Source organism: Massilia agilis (assembly GCF_024756255.1).
Classification (GTDB): domain Bacteria; phylum Pseudomonadota; class Gammaproteobacteria; order Burkholderiales; family Burkholderiaceae_D; genus Telluria; species Telluria agilis.
The window spans coordinates 317,928-338,305 of the sequence record NZ_JANUHB010000003.1 but is presented as its reverse complement, the minus strand read 5'-3'; the positions used below and the strand labels follow the sequence as shown (position 1 = coordinate 338,305).

At 66.8% G+C, this 20,378-nt stretch carries 15 protein-coding genes and 1 riboswitch; of the genes, 2 read left to right on the top strand and 13 right to left on the bottom strand.

The window, feature by feature from the left end; genetic code table 11:
- Nucleotide 1: 1 nt before the first annotated feature.
- From NX774_RS15110 to hppD, 4 genes are all read right to left on the bottom strand, one after another.
- The gene (locus NX774_RS15110; protein WP_258823066.1) at nt 2-1,762 is read right to left on the bottom strand and encodes a M14 family metallopeptidase; all 1,761 of its coding nucleotides are present in this window, start codon (nt 1,760-1,762) and stop codon (nt 2-4) included.
- Between the two features lie 172 nt (nt 1,763-1,934).
- Entirely contained in the window at nt 1,935-3,521 is a 1,587-nt protein-coding gene (locus NX774_RS15105; RefSeq protein ID WP_258823065.1) for a S41 family peptidase, read from the bottom strand.
- Nucleotides 3,522-3,723: 202 nt separating this feature from the next.
- The gene (locus tag NX774_RS15100; protein ID WP_258823064.1) at nt 3,724-7,275 is read right to left on the bottom strand and encodes an indolepyruvate ferredoxin oxidoreductase family protein; all 3,552 of its coding nucleotides are present in this window, start codon (nt 7,273-7,275) and stop codon (nt 3,724-3,726) included.
- 150 nt (nt 7,276-7,425) lie between these two features.
- Complete coding sequence (hppD, locus tag NX774_RS15095) at nt 7,426-8,535, bottom strand: 4-hydroxyphenylpyruvate dioxygenase (protein WP_258823063.1); 1,110 nt, start codon at nt 8,533-8,535, stop codon at nt 7,426-7,428.
- A gap of 128 nt (nt 8,536-8,663) precedes the next feature.
- Here hppD and NX774_RS15090 point away from each other — a divergent pair, with 128 nt between their 5' ends.
- Entirely contained in the window at nt 8,664-9,164 is a 501-nt protein-coding gene (locus tag NX774_RS15090; RefSeq protein ID WP_258823062.1) for an Lrp/AsnC family transcriptional regulator, read from the top strand.
- Between the two features lie 153 nt (nt 9,165-9,317).
- Here NX774_RS15090 and NX774_RS15085 read toward each other — a convergent pair whose 3' ends face one another.
- The 6 genes from NX774_RS15085 to NX774_RS15060 all read right to left on the bottom strand — a co-directional run bounded on the left by NX774_RS15085 (nt 9,318) and on the right by NX774_RS15060 (nt 16,722).
- Nucleotides 9,318-9,962, bottom strand: coding sequence for a GNAT family N-acetyltransferase (locus NX774_RS15085; RefSeq protein ID WP_258823061.1), 645 nt, complete (start codon nt 9,960-9,962; stop codon nt 9,318-9,320).
- 170 nt (nt 9,963-10,132) lie between these two features.
- On the bottom strand, nt 10,133-11,659 hold the full coding sequence (locus NX774_RS15080) for a diguanylate cyclase domain-containing protein (RefSeq protein ID WP_258823060.1): 1,527 nt from the start codon (nt 11,657-11,659) through the stop codon (nt 10,133-10,135).
- Between the two features lie 56 nt (nt 11,660-11,715).
- The gene (locus NX774_RS15075; protein WP_258823059.1) at nt 11,716-12,954 is read right to left on the bottom strand and encodes a multifunctional CCA addition/repair protein; all 1,239 of its coding nucleotides are present in this window, start codon (nt 12,952-12,954) and stop codon (nt 11,716-11,718) included.
- The gene (locus NX774_RS23530; RefSeq protein WP_258823058.1) at nt 12,954-13,670 is read right to left on the bottom strand and encodes a glutathione S-transferase family protein; all 717 of its coding nucleotides are present in this window, start codon (nt 13,668-13,670) and stop codon (nt 12,954-12,956) included. Before NX774_RS23530 ends, NX774_RS15075 begins: the two co-directional genes overlap by 1 nt.
- Nucleotides 13,671-13,685: 15 nt before the next feature.
- Nucleotides 13,686-14,651, bottom strand: a complete 966-nt coding sequence (locus tag NX774_RS15065; protein ID WP_258823057.1) for a complex I NDUFA9 subunit family protein — start codon at nt 14,649-14,651, stop codon at nt 13,686-13,688.
- Nucleotides 14,652-14,664: 13 nt separating this feature from the next.
- Nucleotides 14,665-16,722: a lytic transglycosylase domain-containing protein gene (locus NX774_RS15060; protein ID WP_258823056.1), complete on the bottom strand. Its 2,058-nt coding sequence runs from the start codon at nt 16,720-16,722 to the stop codon at nt 14,665-14,667.
- Between the two features lie 34 nt (nt 16,723-16,756).
- Here NX774_RS15060 and NX774_RS15055 point away from each other — a divergent pair, with 34 nt between their 5' ends.
- Entirely contained in the window at nt 16,757-17,383 is a 627-nt protein-coding gene (locus NX774_RS15055; protein WP_258823055.1) for a 5-formyltetrahydrofolate cyclo-ligase, read from the top strand.
- A 134-nt stretch (nt 17,384-17,517) separates the two neighbouring features.
- Here NX774_RS15055 and metF read toward each other — a convergent pair whose 3' ends face one another.
- The 3 genes from metF to ahcY all read right to left on the bottom strand — a co-directional run bounded on the left by metF (nt 17,518) and on the right by ahcY (nt 20,193).
- On the bottom strand, nt 17,518-18,360 hold the full coding sequence (gene metF / locus NX774_RS15050; protein ID WP_258823369.1) for a methylenetetrahydrofolate reductase [NAD(P)H]: 843 nt from the start codon (nt 18,358-18,360) through the stop codon (nt 17,518-17,520).
- A complete protein-coding gene (locus NX774_RS15045; protein ID WP_258823054.1) occupies nt 18,356-18,700 on the bottom strand; it encodes a phage holin family protein in 345 nt (114 codons plus the stop codon). The genes metF and NX774_RS15045 overlap by 5 nt, the downstream gene beginning before the upstream one ends.
- Nucleotides 18,701-18,780: 80 nt before the next feature.
- Complete coding sequence (gene ahcY / locus NX774_RS15040; protein ID WP_258823053.1) at nt 18,781-20,193, bottom strand: adenosylhomocysteinase; 1,413 nt, start codon at nt 20,191-20,193, stop codon at nt 18,781-18,783.
- Nucleotides 20,194-20,221: 28 nt separating this feature from the next.
- Nucleotides 20,222-20,294: riboswitch (S-adenosyl-L-homocysteine riboswitch) on the bottom strand.
- Nucleotides 20,295-20,378 lie beyond the last annotated feature (84 nt).

Here is a 20,378-nt window from a genome sequence, read left to right as displayed (position 1 = left end):
CTTACAGCGCAGCGTCGGTGCGCATCACCGGATACAAGTTCAGGCGCTCGTCCCACGACGGATGGCGGCGCGCGAAGAACTCCAGGCGTGCATGCGGGTTCTTTGCGAACGCCTCGTCGGTGTCGAGCCTGCGCCTGAACTCGGCGGCCAGCGCCGGGTCGGCCGCCAGCTGATCGCGCGCCACGTCCTCGGCCACGTACTCTTCCATGTACTCCTTGCGCTCGAAGGCGTTGTTGAACTCGCCCCAGGCCAGCAACGAGTCCGGCGCCTGCGGCTCCAGCAGCGCCATCACCAGGCGCGCCTTGGCCTGGGCGATCGGCACGAACAAGGAGCCCGCGGGGATCGCGCGCGGTTCAGGCTTCCACGCGCCCTGCACGGTCAAGCGCTGGTGCGACTCGAACGAGGTCTTCGAAAAGCTGGCCTGCTCGGCGCGGAAGGTCTCGACGTCGGCCTTGTCCTGCGCGCGGCCGAGCACCTTGAAGGCGATGTCGTGCTGCCTGAGCTTCTTGCCGACCATCTCCGCAAACGCGGCCGGCACGATGTAGCCGGCGCCGGGCGCCGTCACCTGTGCATCGGGCACCACCTCGTCGCGCAGCGGCACGTGCCAGACCTGCGGCTTGGTCTCGTCGTAATGGGTCATCATCATGCCCGACACTTCGGACTGGGTGCGGGTGTAGGCATAGCCCTGGAAGTCCACCATGCGTGTCCTGTCGGTGGTCTTGTACGACAGCGGGACCAGGCTGCCGGCCAGCTTCTGCGCGCGCATGTCGGCGGCCCATGCGTCCTGCTGCCACTGCCTGCCGTTCTTCGCCACCTGCTGCAGGATCGAGACCACGGTGTTGTGGGTCACGCGCACACGCGTGGCGTAATCCTTCCACGAGTGGGTTTCGACCAGAAGGCTGATGCGGTTACGCAGCTGGAAGTAGCCGGTCGAGAAGCGCGGCTCGTACACCGCGTCGGCAAAGCCGGATGACGGGTCGTCGGTCTTCACGAACGACATGTAGTACGACTGCGGCGTCGAGCCCTGCTGGCTGATGTCGGCGATGACGCCGCTGCGCAGGGCCAGCCCGTCCTTGCGGAACTGCTGGTCGCCCGAGTTCACCGGCTCGACCTGGATCGACACGTCGTGCTGGAACATGGCGCCGTCGGTCACGTGCAGGTCCACATAGGTGAGCGGGTCCCAGGCGTTCACCAGCGCCAGCATGGCCTGCATCTCGGGCGCGTCGGCCTTGATGTAGTCGCGGTTCAGGTTGAAGTTCTGGGCGGTGGTGCGCCAGCCCATCTCGACCGGTCCGCGCTGGTTGGGGCGGTTCCATTTGGCGAAGCGCTCGTGGCCATCGACGTTGAAGACGGGGACGAACACCAGCACCTGCTTGTCAAGCACGCCCTTGGCCAGGCGCCCTTCGAGCACCTCGCGCAGCGCGAGGAAGCCGGCGTCCTTGCCGTCGATCTCGCCGGCGTGGATGCCGCCCTGGATCAGCGTGACGGGCAGCCCCTGCTTTTTCGCGGCCTGCGCGGTCAATGCACCGCTGCTGCTGGCGACCAGCGCCAGCATCGGCCTGCCTTCCGGGGTGCGGCCGAATTCGACGCATTTGACCTGCCGCGGCCAGGCCTGCTGGAACGCGGCGCACAGCTTGACCACTTCCTCATAACGGCCGGTGCGCGCAAAGCCGGAGCGCTCGGAGACGGTGGACAGGTCGGGCGCGGCGTGCGCCAGGGGCACTGCGGCCAGCAGGGCAGTCAATACGGCGGGACGGATCATCGGCAAGCTCCGGCAGGTAGGTTGCAAAGCCGATGATTATAGACGGGTTGAAGGTGCGGCCAGCCCTGTTGTCGGCGCGGCGCGAGCCGGGCCCCATGTCGTGAGGCGCAGTCTGCTGACTCCGGAGACTGCCTGTGGGTCCCGGCTTTCGCCGGGACAACAAGCAGGCGGCTTAATGCCGGTCGGGCATGACCGCCACCTCGGCCGCCTGCGGCCGCACCAGTTGCAGCGGTTGCTGCATAGCGCGCGACGAGGACGAGGCCGGGCAGGTCCCGGTGGCGTTGTACGACAGCGCGGCCGCGAGCAGCCCTTCGGCCGGGTCGCCAAGCGCATGGGTCATGTCGTCGCCCACGCTGCAGGTAGGCGCCATGCCGTCGGTATAGTCACCGTAGCCTTTCTGGTTCGCGCCCTTGAACTCGATCGAGAAGTAGGTGGTGCCGCAGTTCGGCGTCGGCGTGAAGGCGTACGGCTTGCCGCAGGTCTGGCCGCCGATAATGTTCACTTCGACATCCACGCCGCGCAGGCTGTTGATCACCGATTCACTCGCCGAGCAGGTGCCGGCCGTCGTCAGCACCGTCACGCGCTTCAGGCCCAGGTAGGGCAGCGCGCTGCCCGCCTTGGCGGGGATCGGCGCGGAAAAGCCGTAGGCGGTGGTGCGGAACCCGATCGCCGGCTGCGGCGCGGTCTTGTCGTTGTAGACCGGCTGCTCGAACACCTTGCCGCTGGTGGGGCCGGGGCCGGCGATCATGTACGCCAGTTCGCTGGCCACGTACAGCAGGCCGCCGCCGTTGTAGCGCATGTCCAGCACCAGGTCGCTCACGCCGGCGGTCTTGAGCTGGCTGATGGCATCGATCAGCTGCTTTTCCGAGACGTTGTTATGGCTCTGGAAGTCGATATAGCCGACCTTGCCCGCCGCGGTATCGATGACCTTGACGGTCTTCACCGGCGCCACGTTCACCTGCGCTGCCTTCATCGACACGTCGTAATTGGTCCCGTTGCGGCGCAGGGTGAACGTATGGACCGAGCCCTCGACCTCGGGATTGAGCCCGGCGTTGATCTTGTCTACCAATGCCTTGTCGGTCGCGTTGACGAAGTCGACGCCGTCCAGCGTGATCAAGAGGTCGCCGCGCTGGATGCCGGCGGCGGCGGCCGGCGAGCCCGGCTCGACGACGGTAGCGATCCAGGTGCGCGGCGCCGTGGCGCTCCCGCGCGACCAGGTAATGCCGTAGCCAAGGTCGATGCCGTTGTTCAGCGACTCCCACTCGGCGGTCGGGTAGGTGAAGTGGTACTTGTCCTTTGGCTTGCCCGACGCGGTCAGCTCGGGCGTCTTGAGCACCGCGAAGTAGTCCAGCGCATTGGTGTAATCCGCCATGTGGATGTTGGTCGGGATTTCCTTGTACCAGAGGTAGAAGGCGTCGGCCCAGCCGCGCAGGAACTTGAGCTCGTCCAGCAGCGTGCCCTGGCGGTCCGGGTACGGCTTGCCGCTCGCGTCCAGCCCGGTGCGCGGTACTGCGCACGAGTTCCAGTAGGTCGAGAAGACCGTGTTGATGTCGGGGATCGGGTCCGGCGTGTCGTTCCCCGTCGGTGGCGGCGGCTGGGTGGTGGTACCGCCGTCACCGCCGGAACCGGTGGGACCGCCAATGTTGGGGGAACCGCCTCCGCCGCCGCAGCCAGCCAGCAGCAACGCCGCGGCGAGTACGGAAGGGATCAGGCGAGTGGCGAGGGTCGAACGACCAGGGCGCAGGAAGTCCAGTTTCATGCTTCCGATTATAGTCGGGGCCGCCTGCCGGTAGTTGCAACGATCTGTAACCGTTGGAAATCGGGGACATTTCATCCACGATGGATGAGATTTCGCAAACGGATGGCATCTGGCCGCGATAAGCGTTAAGTCCGGGCACACGGCGCGTATCACCGCGTGGGCAGGAAAACCTGCCCACCCTACGAGACGCGCCGCTCCCGCTTCAGGCCGCCTGCGGGGCTGCGCCGGGCGCGGCGTGGAAGGCCGCCACCAGCTGGGCTTCCTTCGCCTTGGCCGCCTTCAGGTTGCGCTCCTTGACGTGGCCAAAGCCGCGGATCTCTTCCGGGATGCTGGCGATCGCCACCGCCTGCCCAAGGTTCTCGGCATTGAGCCTGCCCAGCAGCGCCTCGACCGTTTCGCGGTATTGCTGGATGAGCGCGCGCTCGGTCTTGCGTTCGCCGGTGTAGCCGAAGATGTCGAGCGGCGTGCCGCGCAGGCCCTTGAGCCGGGCCAGCAGCGCGAACGCCTTCATCATCCACGGACCGAACTCCTGCTTGACCAGGTGCCCTTCCTTGTCCCGCTTGGCGAACAGCGGCGGCGCCAGGTGGAACTTGAGCTTGACGTCGCCTTCGAACATGGCGCCGATCTTTTCCTTGAACGCCGGGTCGGTGTACAGGCGCGCCACCTCGTACTCGTCCTTGTACGCCATCAGCTTGTACAGGTACTTGGCCACCGCCTCGGCCAGGCGAGTGCCGCTGCCCAGCTTGCCTTCCTCGGCGCGGACCTTCTCGACAAACGATTTATACTGTTTTGCGTAATCGGCGTTCTGGTAAGCCGTCAGCAGCGCGACGCGGCGTTCGACGATTTCGTCCAGGCCCTGCGCGCGCTTGAACTCGATGACCTTGGCCGGCGTGACCAGTTTGGCCACCATCGACAGGTCATGCGCGGCGGTGCGGCCCCAGTTGAAGGCGGCCTTGTTGAATGCGACCGACACGCCGTTCAGCTCGATCGCCTTCATCAGCGACGCCTCGGTGAGCGGCACATGGCCCTTCTGGAAGGCGTAGCCGAGCATGAACATGTTGGTGGCGATCGAATCGCCCAGCAGCGTGGTGGCCATGTGGCCGGCATCGACGAAATCGACGTTGCCGCTCCCAACGGCCTGCACGATGGCGCCGCGCGACCCCTCGGCCGGGAACTGCCAGTTCGGATCCTTGATGAAGGCGGCCGTGGTGGCGCCGGTGCCGTTGACCACGGCCCAGGTGCGGCCCTCGCCCATGCGCGAGAGCGCGTCGCGGCTCGCGGTCACGATCTGGTCACAGCCGATCACCAGGTCGGCGCTGCCGGTGCCAACGCGGGTCGAGTACAGGTCTTCCTGGCGGTCGGCCAGCTTCACGTGCGACATCACCGGGCCGCCCTTCTGGGCCAGGCCGCTCATGTCCAGCACCAGCGCGCCCTTGCCTTCGACGTGCGCGGCCATCGCCAGGATCTGGCCGACGGTGACCACGCCGGTGCCGCCGATGCCGGTGACCAGGATGCCAAACGGGGTGGTGGTCGCTGGCACCTGCGGCATCGGCAGCAGCGGCATCGACGCTTCGCCTTGCGCGGCCTTCTTCGGCTTCTTCAGGCCGCCGCCTTCAACGGTCACGAAGCTCGGGCAGAAGCCGGTCACGCACGAGAAGTCCTTGTTGCACGAGGACTGGTTGATCTGGCGCTTGCGGCCCAGTTCCGTCTCGAGCGGCTCGACCGACAGGCAGTTGGACTGCTTCGAGCAGTCGCCGCAGCCTTCGCACACGGCTTCGTTGATCACGGCGCGCTTGGCCGGGTCCGGGTAGGCGCCCTTCTTGCGGCGGCGGCGCTTTTCGGAGGCGCAGGTCTGGTCGTAGATCATGGCCGACACGCCCTTCACCTGGCGCAGCTCGCGCTGCACCTCCATCAGCTCGGAGCGGTGGCGCACTGTCACGCCGGCGGCCCACGGATAATCGTCCGGGTATTTTTCAGGCTCGTCGGTCACCACCACGATCGGGGTCACGCCTTCGGCGGCGAGCTGGCGCGAGATCTTGCCCGGGTCGAGCGGGCCGTCCACGTTCTGCCCGCCGGTCATCGCCACCGCGTCGTTGTACAGGATCTTGTAGGTCATGTTGACCTTGGCCGCCACCGCGGCGCGGATCGCCAGGCTGCCGGAGTGGAAGTAGGTGCCGTCGCCCAGGTTGGAGAAGATATGCCCTTCGCTGGTGAACGGCGCCTGGCCGATCCAGGGCACGCCCTCGCCGCCCATGTGAGTGAAGGTCGAGGTCTCGCGGTCCATCCACAGCACCATGTAATGGCAGCCGATGCCGGCGGTCGCGCGCGAGCCTTCCGGCACCTTGGTCGAGCTGTTGTGCGGGCAGCCGGAGCAGAAGTACGGGATGCGGTCGGTCTCGGGGTTGGCCTTGGTCGGAATGCTCTTCAGGACCAGCTCTTTGGCTTCGAGGAAGGCGATGCGCTCCTTGACGCGCTGCTCTACCGGATGCCCGGCGCAGTAGTGCGAAATGCGCGAGGCGATGGCGCGCGCGATCTGCGCCGGGTTCAGCTCGTAGGTCGCGGGCAGCAGCCAGTCGCCGTGGCCCATGCGGTTCTTGTTGCTCCACTCGCCGGTGTCGTCGAACTTGCCGACCACGCGCGGGCGCTCGCCGTCCGGCAGGTTGTACAGCTCTTCCTTGAGCGCGTACTCGAGCACCTGGCGTTTTTCTTCCACCACGATGATCTCGTCCAGTCCGCGCGCGAACTCGTGCACGCCTTCCGCTTCGAGCGGCCAGGTCATGCCGATCTTGTACAGGCGCAGGCCGATGTCGGCGGCGGCCTGCTCGTCGATGCCCAGGTCGGCCAGCGCCTGGCGCGTGTCGACGTAGGATTTGCCGGCGGTGATGATGCCGATCTTCGGCCGCGGGCTGTCCCAGATGATGCGGTTCAGCTTATTGGCGCGGGCGTAGGCAAGCGCGGCGTACCACTTGTGGTTGGTCATCCGCACTTCCTGGTCGAGCACCGCGTCCGGCCAGCGCAGGTTCAGGCCGCCCGGCGGCATCTCGAAGTCAAGCGGCGTCACGATCTGCACGCGGTCCGGGTCCAGGTCCACCACGGCGCCGGATTCGATGGTGTCGGTCACGCACTTCATCGACACCCACAGGCCCGTGTAGCGGCTCATCGCCCAGGCGTGCAGGCCGTAGTCGATGTACTCCTGGATGGTGGCCGGGTACAGCACCGGAATGCCGCAATGGTGCAGGATGTGGTCGGACTGGTGCGCGGTCGAGGACGACTTGGCCGCGTGGTCGTCGCCGGCCAGCACCAGCACGCCGCCGTGTTGGGCGCTGCCGGCGTTGTTCCCGTGCTTGAAGACGTCGCCGCAGCGGTCCACGCCCGGGCCTTTGCCGTACCACATGGCGAACACGCCGTCGTACTTCGCGCCTTCGAACAGGTTCGACTGCTGGGAGCCCCACACCGCGGTGGCGGCCAGGTCCTCGTTCATCCCGGGATGGAAGTGGACGTGGTGCGCCTCGAGGTGCTTTTTGGTCTTCATCGCAGTCTGGTCGATCTGCGTGACCGGTGAGCCGCGGTAGCCGGTGATGTAGCCTGCGGTGTTCAGGCCAGCCTTCTCGTCGCGCTCACGCTGCAGCATCGGCAGGCGCAGCAGCGCCTGGGTGCCGGTCATGAAGGCCTTGCCGCGCTCCAGCGTCCATTTGTCGTCGAGCGTGATCTCGTGCGCGGGCGCGAGGGCCGCGCGTTCCTGCGGTGCGTTCATTGGGGTGTCTCCGTTGTCCTTAGCGCGGTGTCTTGAGCCCGCGGCTTCAAAACGTCGTCCCCGCGAAGGCGGGGATCCATAGGCCGCGTGACAGGACGCTCAGCATGGGTCCCCGCCTTCGCGGGGACGACGGTTTTTATGTTGCGGCGCTTACGCGGTGGCCGGGTCTTTCAGCACGCCGCGGCGGATCTGATCGAGCTCGATCGATTCGAACAGCGCGCGGAAGTTGCCCTCGCCGAAGCCCTGGTCGCCCTTGCGCTGGATGATCTCGAAGAAGATCGGGCCGATCACGTTCTGGGTGAAGATTTGCAGCAGCAGCTGGCTGCTGCCGTTTTCCGGCGTGCTGCCGTCGATGAGGATGCGCAGGCGGCGCAGCTCGTCCACGTTCTCGCCGTGGCCCGGCAGGCGGCGGTCCACCAGCTCGTAGTAGGTGTCGATCGTGTCCTGGAACGGGATGCCGGCGTCCTTCATGGTCTGCACCGAGCCGTACACGTTGTCGGTCCCCAGCGCGATGTGCTGGATGCCCTCGCCACGGTACTCGTCCAGGTATTCCGCGATCTGCGACTTGTCGTCGGCCGACTCGTTGATCGGGATGCGCACCTTGCCGCACGGCGAAGTCATGGCCTTGGACGTGAGGCCGGTGAGCTTGCCCTTGATGTCGAAATAGCGGATCTCGCGGAAGTTGAAGATCTTCTCGTAGAACTCGGCGATCTCCTTCATGTGGCCGCGATAGACGTTGTGCGTCAGGTGGTCGATGTAGGTCAGGCCGTTGCCGACCGGGTGCGGGTCGGCGCCGTCGATGGGCACGAAGTCCACGTCGTAGATGCTGATGTCGCCAATCGCCCCCGGCTGGCCCTTGCCGCGCCAGCGGTCCACGAGGTACAGCAGGGAGTCGCCCACGCCCTTGATGGCGGGGATGTTCAGTTCCATGGGGCCGTTCTGGTTGTCGAAGCCCCAGGCGCCCAGCTCGAGCGCGCGCTTGTAGGCAAAGGCGGCGTCCTGCACGCGGATCGCAATCGCGCACACCGACGGGCCGTGCAGGCGCGCGAAGCGCTGCGCGAACGAATCCGGCTCGGCGTTGATGATGAAGTTGATCTCACCCTGGCGGTACAGGGTCACGTCCTTGTGACGGTGGCGGGCGATGGCGGTGAAGCCCATCTTTTCGAACAGCTCGCCCATTGCCTTCGGGTCCGGCGCGGCAAACTCGACGAATTCAAAGCCGTCGGTGCCCATCGGGTTGTCCCAGGGTGTGAACTCCATGGTTGTCTCCATTATTGTTTGATTGCGACAGTATAGACGTGACGAACCAGCATTAAATTTCAAATAATTCCCCCACTTTCGCAAAATGGGCAATAAAATGCTGAGAACGAAGAACCTTCGGAGGATTCATGTCAAAAATCGAGCTCGACAAAACGGACCGAAAAATCCTTGAGATTTTGCAAACCGACGGGCGGCTGTCGAACCAGGACATCGCCGAACGGGTGAGCCTGTCACCGTCGCCGTGCCTGCGCCGCATCAAGCGGCTGGAGGAAGCGGGGGTGATCCGGCAGTACGTGGCGCTGCTGGACCCCGACAAGATCGGGCTGGGCCTGCTGGCGTACGTGAACGTGCGCCTGGAAAAGCACAGTGAAGGGGCGGCCACGTCGCGCCTGCCGGCGACCTCGCCGCGCACCGATTTTGCCCAGTCGGTGGCGACCTGGCCCGAGGTGGTGGCGTGCTATGCGATGACGGGGGAGATGGATTTCCTGCTGCGCGTGCATGTGGAGGACATGGACCACTTCTCGCGCTTCATGATGGCCACGCTGCTGCGCCATCCGGCCGTGCTGGATGTGAAGTCGAGCTTTGCGCTGCAGCGGATCAAGGAGACGACGGCGTTGCCGATCGTGTGATCTGCCCCCAACCCAAAAACCGTCGTCCCCGCGAAGGCGGGGACCCATGGACCGCTTGAGTAGTCGAAATACAGGCTAACTCCGCGCAGGTTCAGCATGGGTCCCCGCCTGCGCGGGGACGACGGTGTTCGAGTGTAGCGGTTGGCCTGGTGCTTACTTCTTCGGCGCCAGCCACTTCATCGCCGCGCGCGCGTTGGCCTTGACGGCGTAGTCGATCGAGGCAAACTGCTCCTCGAACGCCTCCTGCAGCACGCTGGACGGGCTGGGCGGCGGCAGCTGCAGGTAGGCGTCGGCCTCGCCGTATTCGCGCTTGATCTGCATGCCGGCTTTTTTGGCGATGTGCATCATCGTCTTGTTCGACGACAGGCACTGCATGTACAGGGTGTCGATGTCGCTGTTGCGGCAGTGGATCGCGGCGCGCTCGAACAGCTTGGTCCCCACGCCCTGCCCGCGCGCCGAGCTCGACACCGACACGCCGAATTCGGCCACCCGCTCCTTGCTGGTCGCCTTCTCGCGCTCGCCTTCCTTGCCCAGGAAGGCCAGGTGGCCCACGCCCACCAGCTGGAAACGCCGGTTGACCACGCCGAACACGATGTCGCGCTCGAAGTCGATCTTCGCCACGTACGACTCGATCTGCTCGTTCTTGAGCACGGTGCCAAAGCGCAGTAAGCGGTCACTATCGTCGAGCGCCAGGAAATGCCGCAGCATGCGCCGGCGGTCGCGCTCGTGCAGTTCCTTCACGTAGACGGTCGGCCTGCGCAGGTTGGTCAGCCAGCGGCTTAGCGAATTGTCAACCATAACAAATTGCTCACAGTTTTGTGCACTGCATCAATAAGCGGGCATTGTAGTGGATTTGCGCCCGCCATGCCGTTCTCGAGCGCACGCAGGATCACTGCGTCACGGTATTCCGAAGCGCAAGTTATCACGCATGGAGCATGGAAACAATGACTGGGGTTCTGAAATGGTCTTTAGGCCGCCCACTCGGCCTGCGGGCTGATCACGAACACGCCCTTGCCGGCCTGCTTGGCCTGGTACATGGCCTGGTCGGCCTGGGCCAGCAGCGCCTCGGCGCCGCGCTCGACGCCGTCGCGCCCGCGCACGCTGGCGATGCCGATGCTGGCCGAAACCCGCACCGGGTGGCCATTGGCCCGGGTGACGCTGCGGATCGCGTCGAGCGCGGCCTGGGCCACGCGCAGCGCTCCTTCGGGCGAGTTCACCTCCTCGAGCAGGATCACGAATTCGTCGCCGCCCAGGCGCGCCAGCGCATCCTCGGCGCGCAGCCTGGCCTGCACGCGCTGCGCCACTTCCTGCAGCACCACGTCGCCGGTGCCGTGGCCGTAGGTGTCGTTCACCGCCTTGAAGCCGTCCAGGTCGATGAACATCACCACCACGATGGTGCCGCGGCGGCTGGCGCGCACCAGCGCGTGGTCGAGCAGGCGGGTGAGCTGGCGCACGTTGACCAGGCCGGTCAGGCTGTCGTGCTGGGCCAGCAGTTCGAGCTGCTTCGATTGCGCCTGCAGCTCGGCGGTGCGCTCGGCCACGCGCTGCTCCAGCGTCTCGTTGGCGGCCTTCAGGCGCTGGTTCACTTCGCCGATGATGCGGTAGCTGCGGCGCAGCCGCATGCCGGCCCAGGCCAGCAGCACCAGCAGCAGGGCCGAATAGGCGAACAGCCAGCCGCGGTAGCGCTCGCGCTCGAGCAGCACGGCGTCGAACGCGCGGTCATATTCGCGGCCCAGCTGGTCCATCGCCTCGGCGGTGCGGGTTGCGGCGATGCTCGCTTCGAGCGCGTTGGCCAGCGGCCGGTTGACCAGCACCACGCGGCTCTGGCGCGCGATGGTGTCGATCGTGTCGACCACCGCAGGCGAGAACGCGATCTCCTGCGCCTCGATGTCGCCCAGGGTGTCGGCAATGCGCGCGGCCAGCTTGTCGGTGGGTGCGAGGTTGTAGCGCAGGATTTGGCTCAGCAGGTCGTTGAGCGAGGCGTCCAGGCGCAGCACGATGCGCGCCGGCGCGAGCGCGCCGCCAATGCCGGCCAGGTCGGTCTTGAGGTTGGCCACCGCCGGCGGCAGGTACAGGAGCGCGGTGCGCAGCGGCGGCGTGCGGCGCCCGAACTCGGCGGCCAGCTGCTCCTTGGCGGCGAGCGCCACGGTCAGGCGCTGGAAGGCCGCGGCGGCGCCCTCGCTGTGGGTCATCGGCAGCGCGGCCCGCAGGCGCGCGGCCAGCTCGTGCATGCGCGCCAGCGGCGCAGTCAGGCGGCGGTTGTCGGCGGCGCGGCCGATGTGGGCGCGCACGATGCTGGCGTCCCACTCGGCGTCGAGCTTTTCCAGCTCGCGCAGGTTGAGCGCCACCTGGTTTTGCGCGGCGATGTCGACCGCTTCGGTGCGGATGAACAAAAACGCCAGCACGGCGATCAGGGCCAGCACCCCGGCCAGCCCGAGCTGCAGTCGACGGCGCGGACCGAGCCTTTCCAGGCGCCGCGCCAGTACGGCAAACATCGCATCCTCCCGCAACCACAACAATACAGCGACAGAGGATAACAGACCGGCCGCGTTCAGTATCGTGGATCGTGCAACGCGGCCTTCACCGCGGCCACGCGCGCGGCGTGGATCGCCTCGGGAATCCTGTCTTTGTTATCAACGTAGCGCGCGGCCACTTCGCCGGCATTGACGGCGCGCGCGGCGGCAAGCGCGCGCGACAGGTGCGCCGCCTGCGGGTACGGCCGGGTGCGCATCTCGTGCGCGTCGTGGCCGCGGCCGCGGTAGTCGCACTCGGCCACCAGCAGCATCTGCGCAAAGCGCTCGGGCTTGCGGAAGGCGTCGGTGCGCTCGAACAGGGTGACGATGGTGTTGGGCCGCAGTTCGAGCGCGCGGTGCACGTTCCCGTGCTCGCGCGCGGCCATCACGGCCAGGTCGCGGCAGTCGTTGGGCACGCGCAGGCGCTTGCACAGGGCCGCCACCAGCTTGGTCCCGAGCCCCTCGTGCCCGTGGTGGCTGGGCCAGCCTTCCTCGGGCGTGATGCCCTTGCCCAGGTCGTGCATCAGCGCGGCAAAGCGCACCGGCAGCTCGAAGCGCCGCTCAGCCGCGTAGTCGATCACCAGGAGCATGTGCACGCCGGTGTCCACCTCCGGATGGTGCTGGGCCGGCTGCGGCACGCCCCACAGCGCGTCAAGCTCGGGCAGGATGCGCGCCAGCGCCCCGCACTCGCGCAGCACCTCGAACATGCGCGACGGGCGCTGTTCCATCAGCCCGCGCGCGATCTCCTGCCACACGCGTTCGGGTACCAGCGCATCGACCTCCCCTGCCTCGACCATCTGGCGCATCAGCGCGACGGTTTCGCCGGCCACGCGAAATTCGGGAAAGCGCGCGGCAAAGCGCGCCACGCGCAAGATGCGCACCGGGTCTTCGGCAAACGCGGGCGAGACGTGGCGGAACAGGCGCGCCTGAAGGTCGGCGCGGCCGCCGTAGGGGTCGACGATGGCGCCGTCGTCGGCGCGCGCCATCGCATTGATGGTCAGGTCGCGCCGTACCAGGTCGTCCTCGAGCGTGACGTCGGGCGCGGTGTGGAACACGAAGCCGTGGTAGCCGGGCGCGGTCTTGCGCTCGGTGCGGGCGAGCGCGTATTCCTCCTGCGTGTCCGGGTGCAGGAATACCGGGAAGTCCTTGCCCACCGGGCGAAAGCCGGCCTTGAGCATGTCGTCGGGCGTGGCGCCCACCACCACCCAGTCACGATCCGAGCCGGGCAGCCCGAGCAGCTCGTCGCGCACCGCGCCGCCGACCACGTAGGTTTTCATCAGTCCGGCAGCTCGTCTTCGTGGGCGCCGGCGACCTCGGTTTCGGCGAGCGCTTCCTCGACCCAGCGCGCGACGGCGGGATGGGCCAGCATGCGGTCGCAGTAGGCCTGCAGCGCCGGCGCGAGCGCCACGCCATAGGTTTTGAAGCGCATGACCACCGGCGCGTAGAACGCGTCCGCGATCGAGAACTCGCCGAACAGGAAACCGCGGTGGCCAAAGCGCGCCAGGCACTCTTCCCAGATCTCGCAGATGCGGCCGATGTCGGCCTGCGCCTCGGCGGTGCGGCCGCGTCCCGGCAGGCTGGCCTTGATGTTCATCGTCATCGCGGTGCGCAGCGCGGCAAAGCCCGAGTGCATCTCGGCCACGACCGAGCGCGCCAGCGCGCGCGCGGCCACGTCCTGCGGCCACATGTGCTTGTCGGGGAACTGCTCGGCCAGGTATTCGCAGATGGCCAGGCTGTCCCAGATCGTCATGTCGCCCGCCAGCAGCACCGGCACCCGGCCGGCGCTGGAATAGCGCGCGATGTTGGCGGCGGTGTCGGGCTGGTCGAGCAGCACGCGCACTTCGGTGAACGGGATGCCGAACGCCGTTGCGGCCACCCACGGGCGCATCGACCACGAGGAGTAGTTCTTGTTGCCGATGACGAGGGTCAGGCCGGGCCGGCGGGCCTGCTCGAGGGTGTGCGACAGGGTCGGATCAAGTTCGATGGTCTGCATTGTTCTCTCTTGTTGTTAGCGCCCGGCGCGGGCACGGAAGCGGTCCAGCCGTTCGACCGGCGGGGCCAGGTAGAGCGGCGCCACCGCTTCAAGGGCTGTGAGCTTGATTCCCAGCGTGTCGGCTGTCAAGGCCTGGATCGCCGGGTCGATCACGTTATCCACCCGCATCGAGTCGAGGTTGTCACGGCTCATAAGGGGCTTGCCGGGCAGGAGCTCGAACAGCATGGCCTGCAGGTAGCCCGCCCAGTCGGGCAGCTCGAGGATCGGGCGCTCGTGCCCGGAATAGCGGCCGGCCAGGCGCACCAGCTCGGCCAGCGTGTAGATCTGCGGCCCGCCCAGGTGGAACACCAGGTGGCGCGTGCGCAGGTTGGCCAGCGCATGGCGGAATGCGCTGGCGACGTCGCCCACGTACACCGGCTGGAAGGTCGCGGTTGCACAGGCCAGCGGCATCACCGGCAAAAAGCGCTGCAGCCGCGCGAACATGTTCATGAAGTTGTCCTCGGGGCCGAACACCACCGACGGCCGGAAAATGGTGGCCGCCACTTCGGGGTGGCTGCGCGCCATCACCTCGCCCTCGGCCTTGGAGCGCTGGTACATCGACGGGCCGTCGCGGTCGGCGCCCAGGGCGCTCATGTGCAGGTAGCGCGGCACGCCTTCGAGCGCGCAGGCGTCCACGATCTTCTTGGGCAGCTCCACGTGGGCGCGCTGGAAGTCCGGCCCCCACGGCGTGCCGCGGCGCGAGTGCAGCAAGCCCACCAGGTTGATCGCGGCGTGGCGCCCCTGCACCAGCTCGCGCAGCGTGGCCGGGTCGTACATGTCGGCCTCGACCACGTCCACGCCGGGCAGCGGGATCAGGTGCTTGCCGTTTTCATAGCGCCGCGTGGGCACCAGCACGCGCACGCCCTCGGCCGCCAGCTGCGCCACCAGATGGCTGCCGATGAAGCCGGAGCCGCCGAACACCACCACCGTCATGTCTCGCATGGGACCTCGCTGGTCAGGGGAGAAGATTGTTCTGCCCGCGCGGCGTGATCGTGCCGAGCCGGGCCTTGAGCGACTGCGGGCGCTTGTCGAACAGGGCCGCGTAGTTGGTCGCGTTCGACATCACGTTGCGCACGTAGTTGCGTGTTTCGGTAAAGGGAATCGTCTCGACGAAGATCGCGCCTTCCATTGGCGCGGCGAGCGTGCCGCGCCAGGCGCGCGCGCGGCCCGGGCCGGCGTTGTAGGCGGCCGTGGCCAGCACCTGCGAGCCCTCGGCGTTGGCCAGCACCATGCTCATGTAGTTGGCGCCGAGGGTGATATTGGTCTTCAGGTCGTTGAGCATGCCATGCACGAATTCGGTCAGGCCGATCTTGGCCGCCACCCACTTGCCGGTGGACGGCATCACCTGCATCAGGCCGGACGCGCCCACGCCCGACTGGGCGTCGGAGATGAAGCGCGACTCCTGGCGGATCAGGCCGTAGGCCCAGGCCTTGTCCAGCCCCAGGCCCTGCGCCGTCGGGTGCATGATGTCGTCGTGCGGATCGGGGAAGCGCTGGGTGTAGTCGAACTCGGTGCGGGTACGCTCGGAGGTATTGATCATCCGGTCGAGGATGTTGTTCCTGCGCGCGAACTCGGCGGCGGCCAGCAGCTGGCGCTCGTTGTAGCCGCGCAGGCCCCAGTTCCATTCGCGCGTGCCTTCAAAGCGCAGGCGCAAGGCATAGAACTTGAGCGCGCGCTGGAAGTCGGGGTTGGCCGCCACCTGCGCCATCTCGGCCGGGGTCGGCGGCCGGGCCGCTGGCGGAATCGTCACCTGCTGGCCCAGCTCTTCCATCGCGAGCTGGCCATAGAAGCTGTTCTGGTCGGCGATGCGGCGGAACAGGTCCTGCGCATCCTCGCGCTCGCCCTGCGCCAGCAGCGCGCGGCCGCGCCAATATACCCATGCCGGGTCGTCACGCAGCGGCGCGGGCATGGCCTCGATGGTGGTGCGCACCGTCTTCCAGTCGCCCTGGCGCAGCGCGATGCGCGTCTTCCACTGCAGCTGGTCGGCCGACAGCGGCGCGCCGGCGGCCTTCTTCCAGTCGTCCCAGGCCTCCGGCGAGAGCGCGATCGAGGCGGCCAGCGCAATGTTGGACCAGCCGATCGCGCGTTCTTCTGCGGACAGCTTGGGGCCGTTCTTTTTCAGCGCCAGGTCCGCCAGCTTGAGGCTGGTGCGCGCCATGCGGCCGACGGCGACCAGGTAGATCTGGTGCTCGGCCGGGGTCTTGCCGACGCCGCGCGCCAGTGCCAGCGCGGGCAGGTCCACCGCCTGCACGGCGCGGGTTTCGGATGCGCCGAGCAGTTGCGCGGCGCGGCGCGCGGGGCCGGTGGCATTCATCTCGCCGGCCAGGCGCAGCTGGGTGAGCAGGTCGGCCTGGGTGAACTGGCCAGCCTGGGCGAGCTGCACCAGCAGCGCGTTGCACGCTTCGCCATAGCCGGACGGCATGGTGAGCAAGGCGCGTGCGTCCCTGGCCACCTTTTCGCCTTTTGCCAGCCGCGATAGCAGCGCGTAGCACCGGACCTGGTAGTCGTCGTTCTTCACGAACAGCGGCAGCTCGCGGTCGAACGCGGGCCAGTCGCGGCGGCGCCCGAGTTCAAGCAGCCAGTCGTTGCGCAGGCGGTCGGCAATCGCGGTGCCATCCCAGCGTCGCAGGAAGGCGCGGATTTCTTCCTGCGGTGCCTCGCGCAGCCGCGGTTTCAGACGATAATAGTCGACATAGGAAGGGATGGCGTAGCCGGGCAGGCGCGACGCGAGCGCGTTGGCCTTGGCGGCGTCATCCTGGCGCGCGGCTTCGCGCAGCAGCAGGAAAGTCTCGTCGTCGGCCTGCGGGTTGATGGCCTGGGGCGTGGCACTCGGAACAGCCGGCTGGGCGCCCTCGCCGGCAACCGGCGGCACCACCACCTGGGCCGGTTGGGGCGGCGCGGCCGGAACGGGCGCGCTTGTGGCGGGCGTGTCATGATCAGGCACCTGGCCCGCAAGGCAAAGGGCGCTGGCAGCGGCGAGGATCGCGCCGGTGATTAATTTCGACGGAAACATCAATGCAGCTTTCAATGTACGGTTCGTTCAAACCATGACCGGCGCATCAAGAATACCATGTGGCTCGTCCGGGCTGCCAGCCTCGGGTGCAAGTGTAACCAGCAGCAATGGCGACGAGGCCAAGCGCGCGCTGCGCGCAACGCTCAAGGCGGCGCGGCGCGAGATCGGGCTGGAAAAGCGCGTGCAGTGGGACGCGCACATCGGTGCGCAGGTGGTGGCCTGGTGGCGGCGCCGGCAGCCGTCGGTGCTGGGCGTGTACTGGCCGGTGCATGGCGAGCCGGACTTGCGCGCCGCGTACTCCGAGCTGGTGCAGGCAGGCGCGCAACTGGCGCTGCCGGTGGTGGTGTCGCGCGATGCGCCGCTGGCGTTCGCGGCATGGACGCCGGGCGACCCGATGGTGACAGACGGCATGGGTGTGCAGGTGCCGGGCGATTTGCATTTCGTCGAGCGGCCGCCGGCGATGCTGGTGCCGTGCCTGGGGTTCAATGCCGACGGCTACCGGCTGGGGTACGGCGGCGGGTTCTACGACCGCACCTTGGCGGCCCAGCCGCGGCCGGCCACGCTGGGGATCGCGTATGCGTGCCAGCAGGCGCTGTTCGCGCATGCCGCGCATGATGTGCCACTGGATGTGATCGTGACCGAGATTTCGCAGGTGCGCTGAGCGCAGCCACACCCTATGCACGTCGTCCCCGCGGAGGCGGGGACCCATGCTGAGCGCAACAGCCACGCGGCCATTCACTGCAGGCCGGCCGCGCAAGCGGTCTATGGGTCCCCGCCTCCGCGGGGACGACGGTGTTAAGTCTCCTGACGTGTTACAAGGCGCTGCCAGATCGCCGTGGTCGGCGCCGCCTGGTTCATGCTGTAGAAGTGCAGCCCCGGCGCGCCGCCGGCCAGCAGGCGCTCGCACAGCTCGGTCACCACGTCCAGCCCGAAGGCCTTGATCGAGGCGCTGTCGTCGCCAAAGCTGGCCAGCTTCAGGCGCACCCAGCGCGGGATCTCGGCCCCGCACATGTCCGAAAAGCGCGCCAGCTGCATGTGGTTCGTAATCGGCATGACGCCTGGCACGATCGGCACGTCCACGCCCAGTTTGCGGGCGTTGTCGACGAAGTGGAAATAAGCGTCGGCGTTGTAGAAATACTGCGTGATCGCCGCATTCGCCCCCGCCTTCACCTTGCGGGCAAAGTTCTGCAGGTCGTCCTGCGGCGATTTCGCCTGCGGATGCATTTCGGGGTAGGCCGCCACCTCGATGTGGAACCAGTCGCCGGTCTCGGCCCGGATGAACTCGACCAGCTCATTGGCGTAACGCAGTTCGCCCGCGCCGCCGTAGCCGCTGGGCAGGTCGCCGCGCAGCGCCACCAGGCGCTTGATGCCATGCGCCTTGTAGTTGGCCAGGATGGCGCGGATCGAGGCGCGCGTGCCGCCCACGCACGACAGGTGCGGCGCGGCCTGGTGGCCTTCACCCATGATCTCGAGCACGGTGTCGAGCGTGCCCTGCTGGGTGCTGCCGCCCGCGCCGAAGGTCACGGAAAAATACTTCGGTTGGAGTTCGCCCAGCTTTTGCCGGACGACGCGCAGTTTTTCCACGCCCTCGGCAGTCTTGGGCGGGAAGAACTCGATGCTGAAATTTGGCGTTTCAATCATTCTTGAGGATGAGAGTAGAAAGCGCCCACGAGATGATGCTGTAGAGGATGGCCGCGATGAAGGCCGAGCCGAAGCTGGCCACATTGAAGCCTTCCACTGCCTGCGCTACCAGCCAGAACAGGAAAGCGTTGATCACCAGGATGAACAGGCCCATCGACACCAGGGTGACGGGCAGGGTCAGCAACACGAGTACGGGACGGATCAGGGTATTGACCAGCCCCAGGAACAGGGCGGCGAGCAGCGCGGTAGCGAAGTCGCTCACGACGACGGAGTGCATCAGGTAAGGCAGCGCCAGCAAGGCGGCCGCGTTGATCAACCAGGTGACGAGCAGGCGCATGGACAATCTTTCGTGGGTGCAGTTGTTCGTATTTTAAGTCGAAAAAAAAGGCACGGCGCAGGCCGTGCCTTTCGCGCTGATCAGTAGCGGTAGTGGTCCGGCTTGTACGGGCCTTCCTGGCTCACGTTGATGTACGTGGCTTGCTCTTCGGTCAGCTCGGTCAGCTGAGCGTTGAGCTTCTTCAGTTGCAGGCGGGCGACCTTCTCATCCAGCTTCTTGGGCAGGGTGTAGACGCCAACCGGGTACTCGGCGGTGTTGGTAAACAGCTCGATCTGGGCGATGGTCTGGTTCGCGAACGACGAGCTCATCACGTAGGACGGGTGGCCGGTCGCGCAGCCCAGGTTCACCAGGCGGCCTTCGGCCAGCAGGATGATGCGGCGGCCGCTCGGGAAGATCACGTGGTCCACCTGCGGCTTGATGTTCTCCCACTGGTACTTGCGCAGCGCCGCGACTTCGATCTCGTTATCGAAGTGGCCGATGTTGCAGACGATCGCCTGGTCCTTCATGCGCAGCATGTGCTGCTCGGTGATCACGTGGTAGTTGCCGGTGCAGGTGACGAAAATGTCGCCGTGTTCGCATGCGTAGTCCATCGTCACCACGCGGTAGCCTTCCATGGCCGCCTGCAGCGCGCAGATCGGGTCGATCTCGGTGACCCACACCTGGGCCGACAGCGCGCGCATGGCCTGGGCCGAGCCCTTGCCCACGTCGCCGTAGCCGCAGATCACGGCGACCTTGCCGGCGACCATCACGTCGGTGGCGCGCTTGATGCCGTCCACCAGCGATTCGCGGCAGCCGTACAGGTTGTCGAACTTGGACTTGGTGACCGAATCGTTCACGTTGATCGCCGGGAAGGCCAGCTTGCCGTCCTTGTGCATCTGGTACAGGCGGTGCACGCCGGTGGTGGTTTCCTCGGTGACGCCTTTGATACACGGCAGGCGCTTGGAGTACCACTGCGGATCGCGCGCCAGGCGGCCCTTGATCGCGTTGAACAGGCAAATCTCTTCTTCCGAGCCCGGGTTGGCCAGCACCGCGATGTCCTTCTCGGCGCGCACGCCCAGGTGCAGCAGCAGGGTGGCGTCGCCGCCATCGTCGAGGATCATATTCGCATGCTCTTCGCCCGGCCACTCGAAGATGCGGTGGGTGTATTCCCAGTATTCGTCCAGGGTTTCGCCCTTGACGGCGAACACCGGGGTGCCGGCGGCGGCGATCGCGGCGGCGGCGTGGTCCTGGGTCGAGTAGATGTTGCACGAAGCCCAGCGCACCTGGGCTCCCAGCGCTTCCAGCGTGCGGATCAGGACCGCGGTCTGGATCGTCATGTGCAGGGAACCGGCAATGCGCGCGCCCTTGAGCGGCTGGCTGGCGGCATATTCCTCGCGGATCGCCATCAGGCCCGGCATTTCGGTTTCGGCGATGCGGATTTCCTTCTCGCCCCAGCTGGCCAGGGAGATGTCGGCAACGAGGAAGTCTTTGATGTCTTTCAGTACGGCGCTCATCACGCCCTCCTTTCAATGGTTGAAAAAAGTAACGTGAGCGCGGTTGGTGAGTATCCGAGCCTGGCGAAGTGGGGAACTTCGTCGCAACGCTCCTCGGAATTGGTTAGTTTAGCACGAGGTGGCTGGTCGGGCTACCAAACTACGTCGTCCCCGCGCAGGCGGGGACCCATGCTGAACTTATGTGG

What these genes read in the sequence shown, in the direction of transcription:
- ahcY (WP_258823053.1), bottom strand. Translation starts at nt 20,193, where the DNA reads ATGAGCGCCGTACTGAAAGACATCAAAGACTTCCTCGTTGCCGACATC.
- NX774_RS15075 (WP_258823059.1), bottom strand. Translation starts at nt 12,954, where the DNA reads ATGAAAACCTACGTGGTCGGCGGCGCGGTGCGCGACGAGCTGCTCGGG.
- NX774_RS15060 (WP_258823056.1), bottom strand. Translation starts at nt 16,722, where the DNA reads ATGTTTCCGTCGAAATTAATCACCGGCGCGATCCTCGCCGCTGCCAGC.
- NX774_RS23530 (WP_258823058.1), bottom strand. Translation starts at nt 13,670, where the DNA reads ATGCAGACCATCGAACTTGATCCGACCCTGTCGCACACCCTCGAGCAG.
- hppD (WP_258823063.1), bottom strand. Translation starts at nt 8,535, where the DNA reads ATGGAGTTCACACCCTGGGACAACCCGATGGGCACCGACGGCTTTGAA.
- NX774_RS15055 (WP_258823055.1), top strand. Translation starts at nt 16,757, where the DNA reads ATGACCGGCGCATCAAGAATACCATGTGGCTCGTCCGGGCTGCCAGCC.
- NX774_RS15110 (WP_258823066.1), bottom strand. Translation starts at nt 1,762, where the DNA reads ATGATCCGTCCCGCCGTATTGACTGCCCTGCTGGCCGCAGTGCCCCTG.
- NX774_RS15100 (WP_258823064.1), bottom strand. Translation starts at nt 7,275, where the DNA reads ATGAACGCACCGCAGGAACGCGCGGCCCTCGCGCCCGCGCACGAGATC.
- NX774_RS15105 (WP_258823065.1), bottom strand. Translation starts at nt 3,521, where the DNA reads ATGAAACTGGACTTCCTGCGCCCTGGTCGTTCGACCCTCGCCACTCGC.
- NX774_RS15080 (WP_258823060.1), bottom strand. Translation starts at nt 11,659, where the DNA reads ATGTTTGCCGTACTGGCGCGGCGCCTGGAAAGGCTCGGTCCGCGCCGT.
- NX774_RS15090 (WP_258823062.1), top strand. Translation starts at nt 8,664, where the DNA reads ATGTCAAAAATCGAGCTCGACAAAACGGACCGAAAAATCCTTGAGATT.
- NX774_RS15065 (WP_258823057.1), bottom strand. Translation starts at nt 14,651, where the DNA reads ATGCGAGACATGACGGTGGTGGTGTTCGGCGGCTCCGGCTTCATCGGC.
- NX774_RS15045 (WP_258823054.1), bottom strand. Translation starts at nt 18,700, where the DNA reads ATGCGCCTGCTCGTCACCTGGTTGATCAACGCGGCCGCCTTGCTGGCG.
- NX774_RS15085 (WP_258823061.1), bottom strand. Translation starts at nt 9,962, where the DNA reads ATGGTTGACAATTCGCTAAGCCGCTGGCTGACCAACCTGCGCAGGCCG.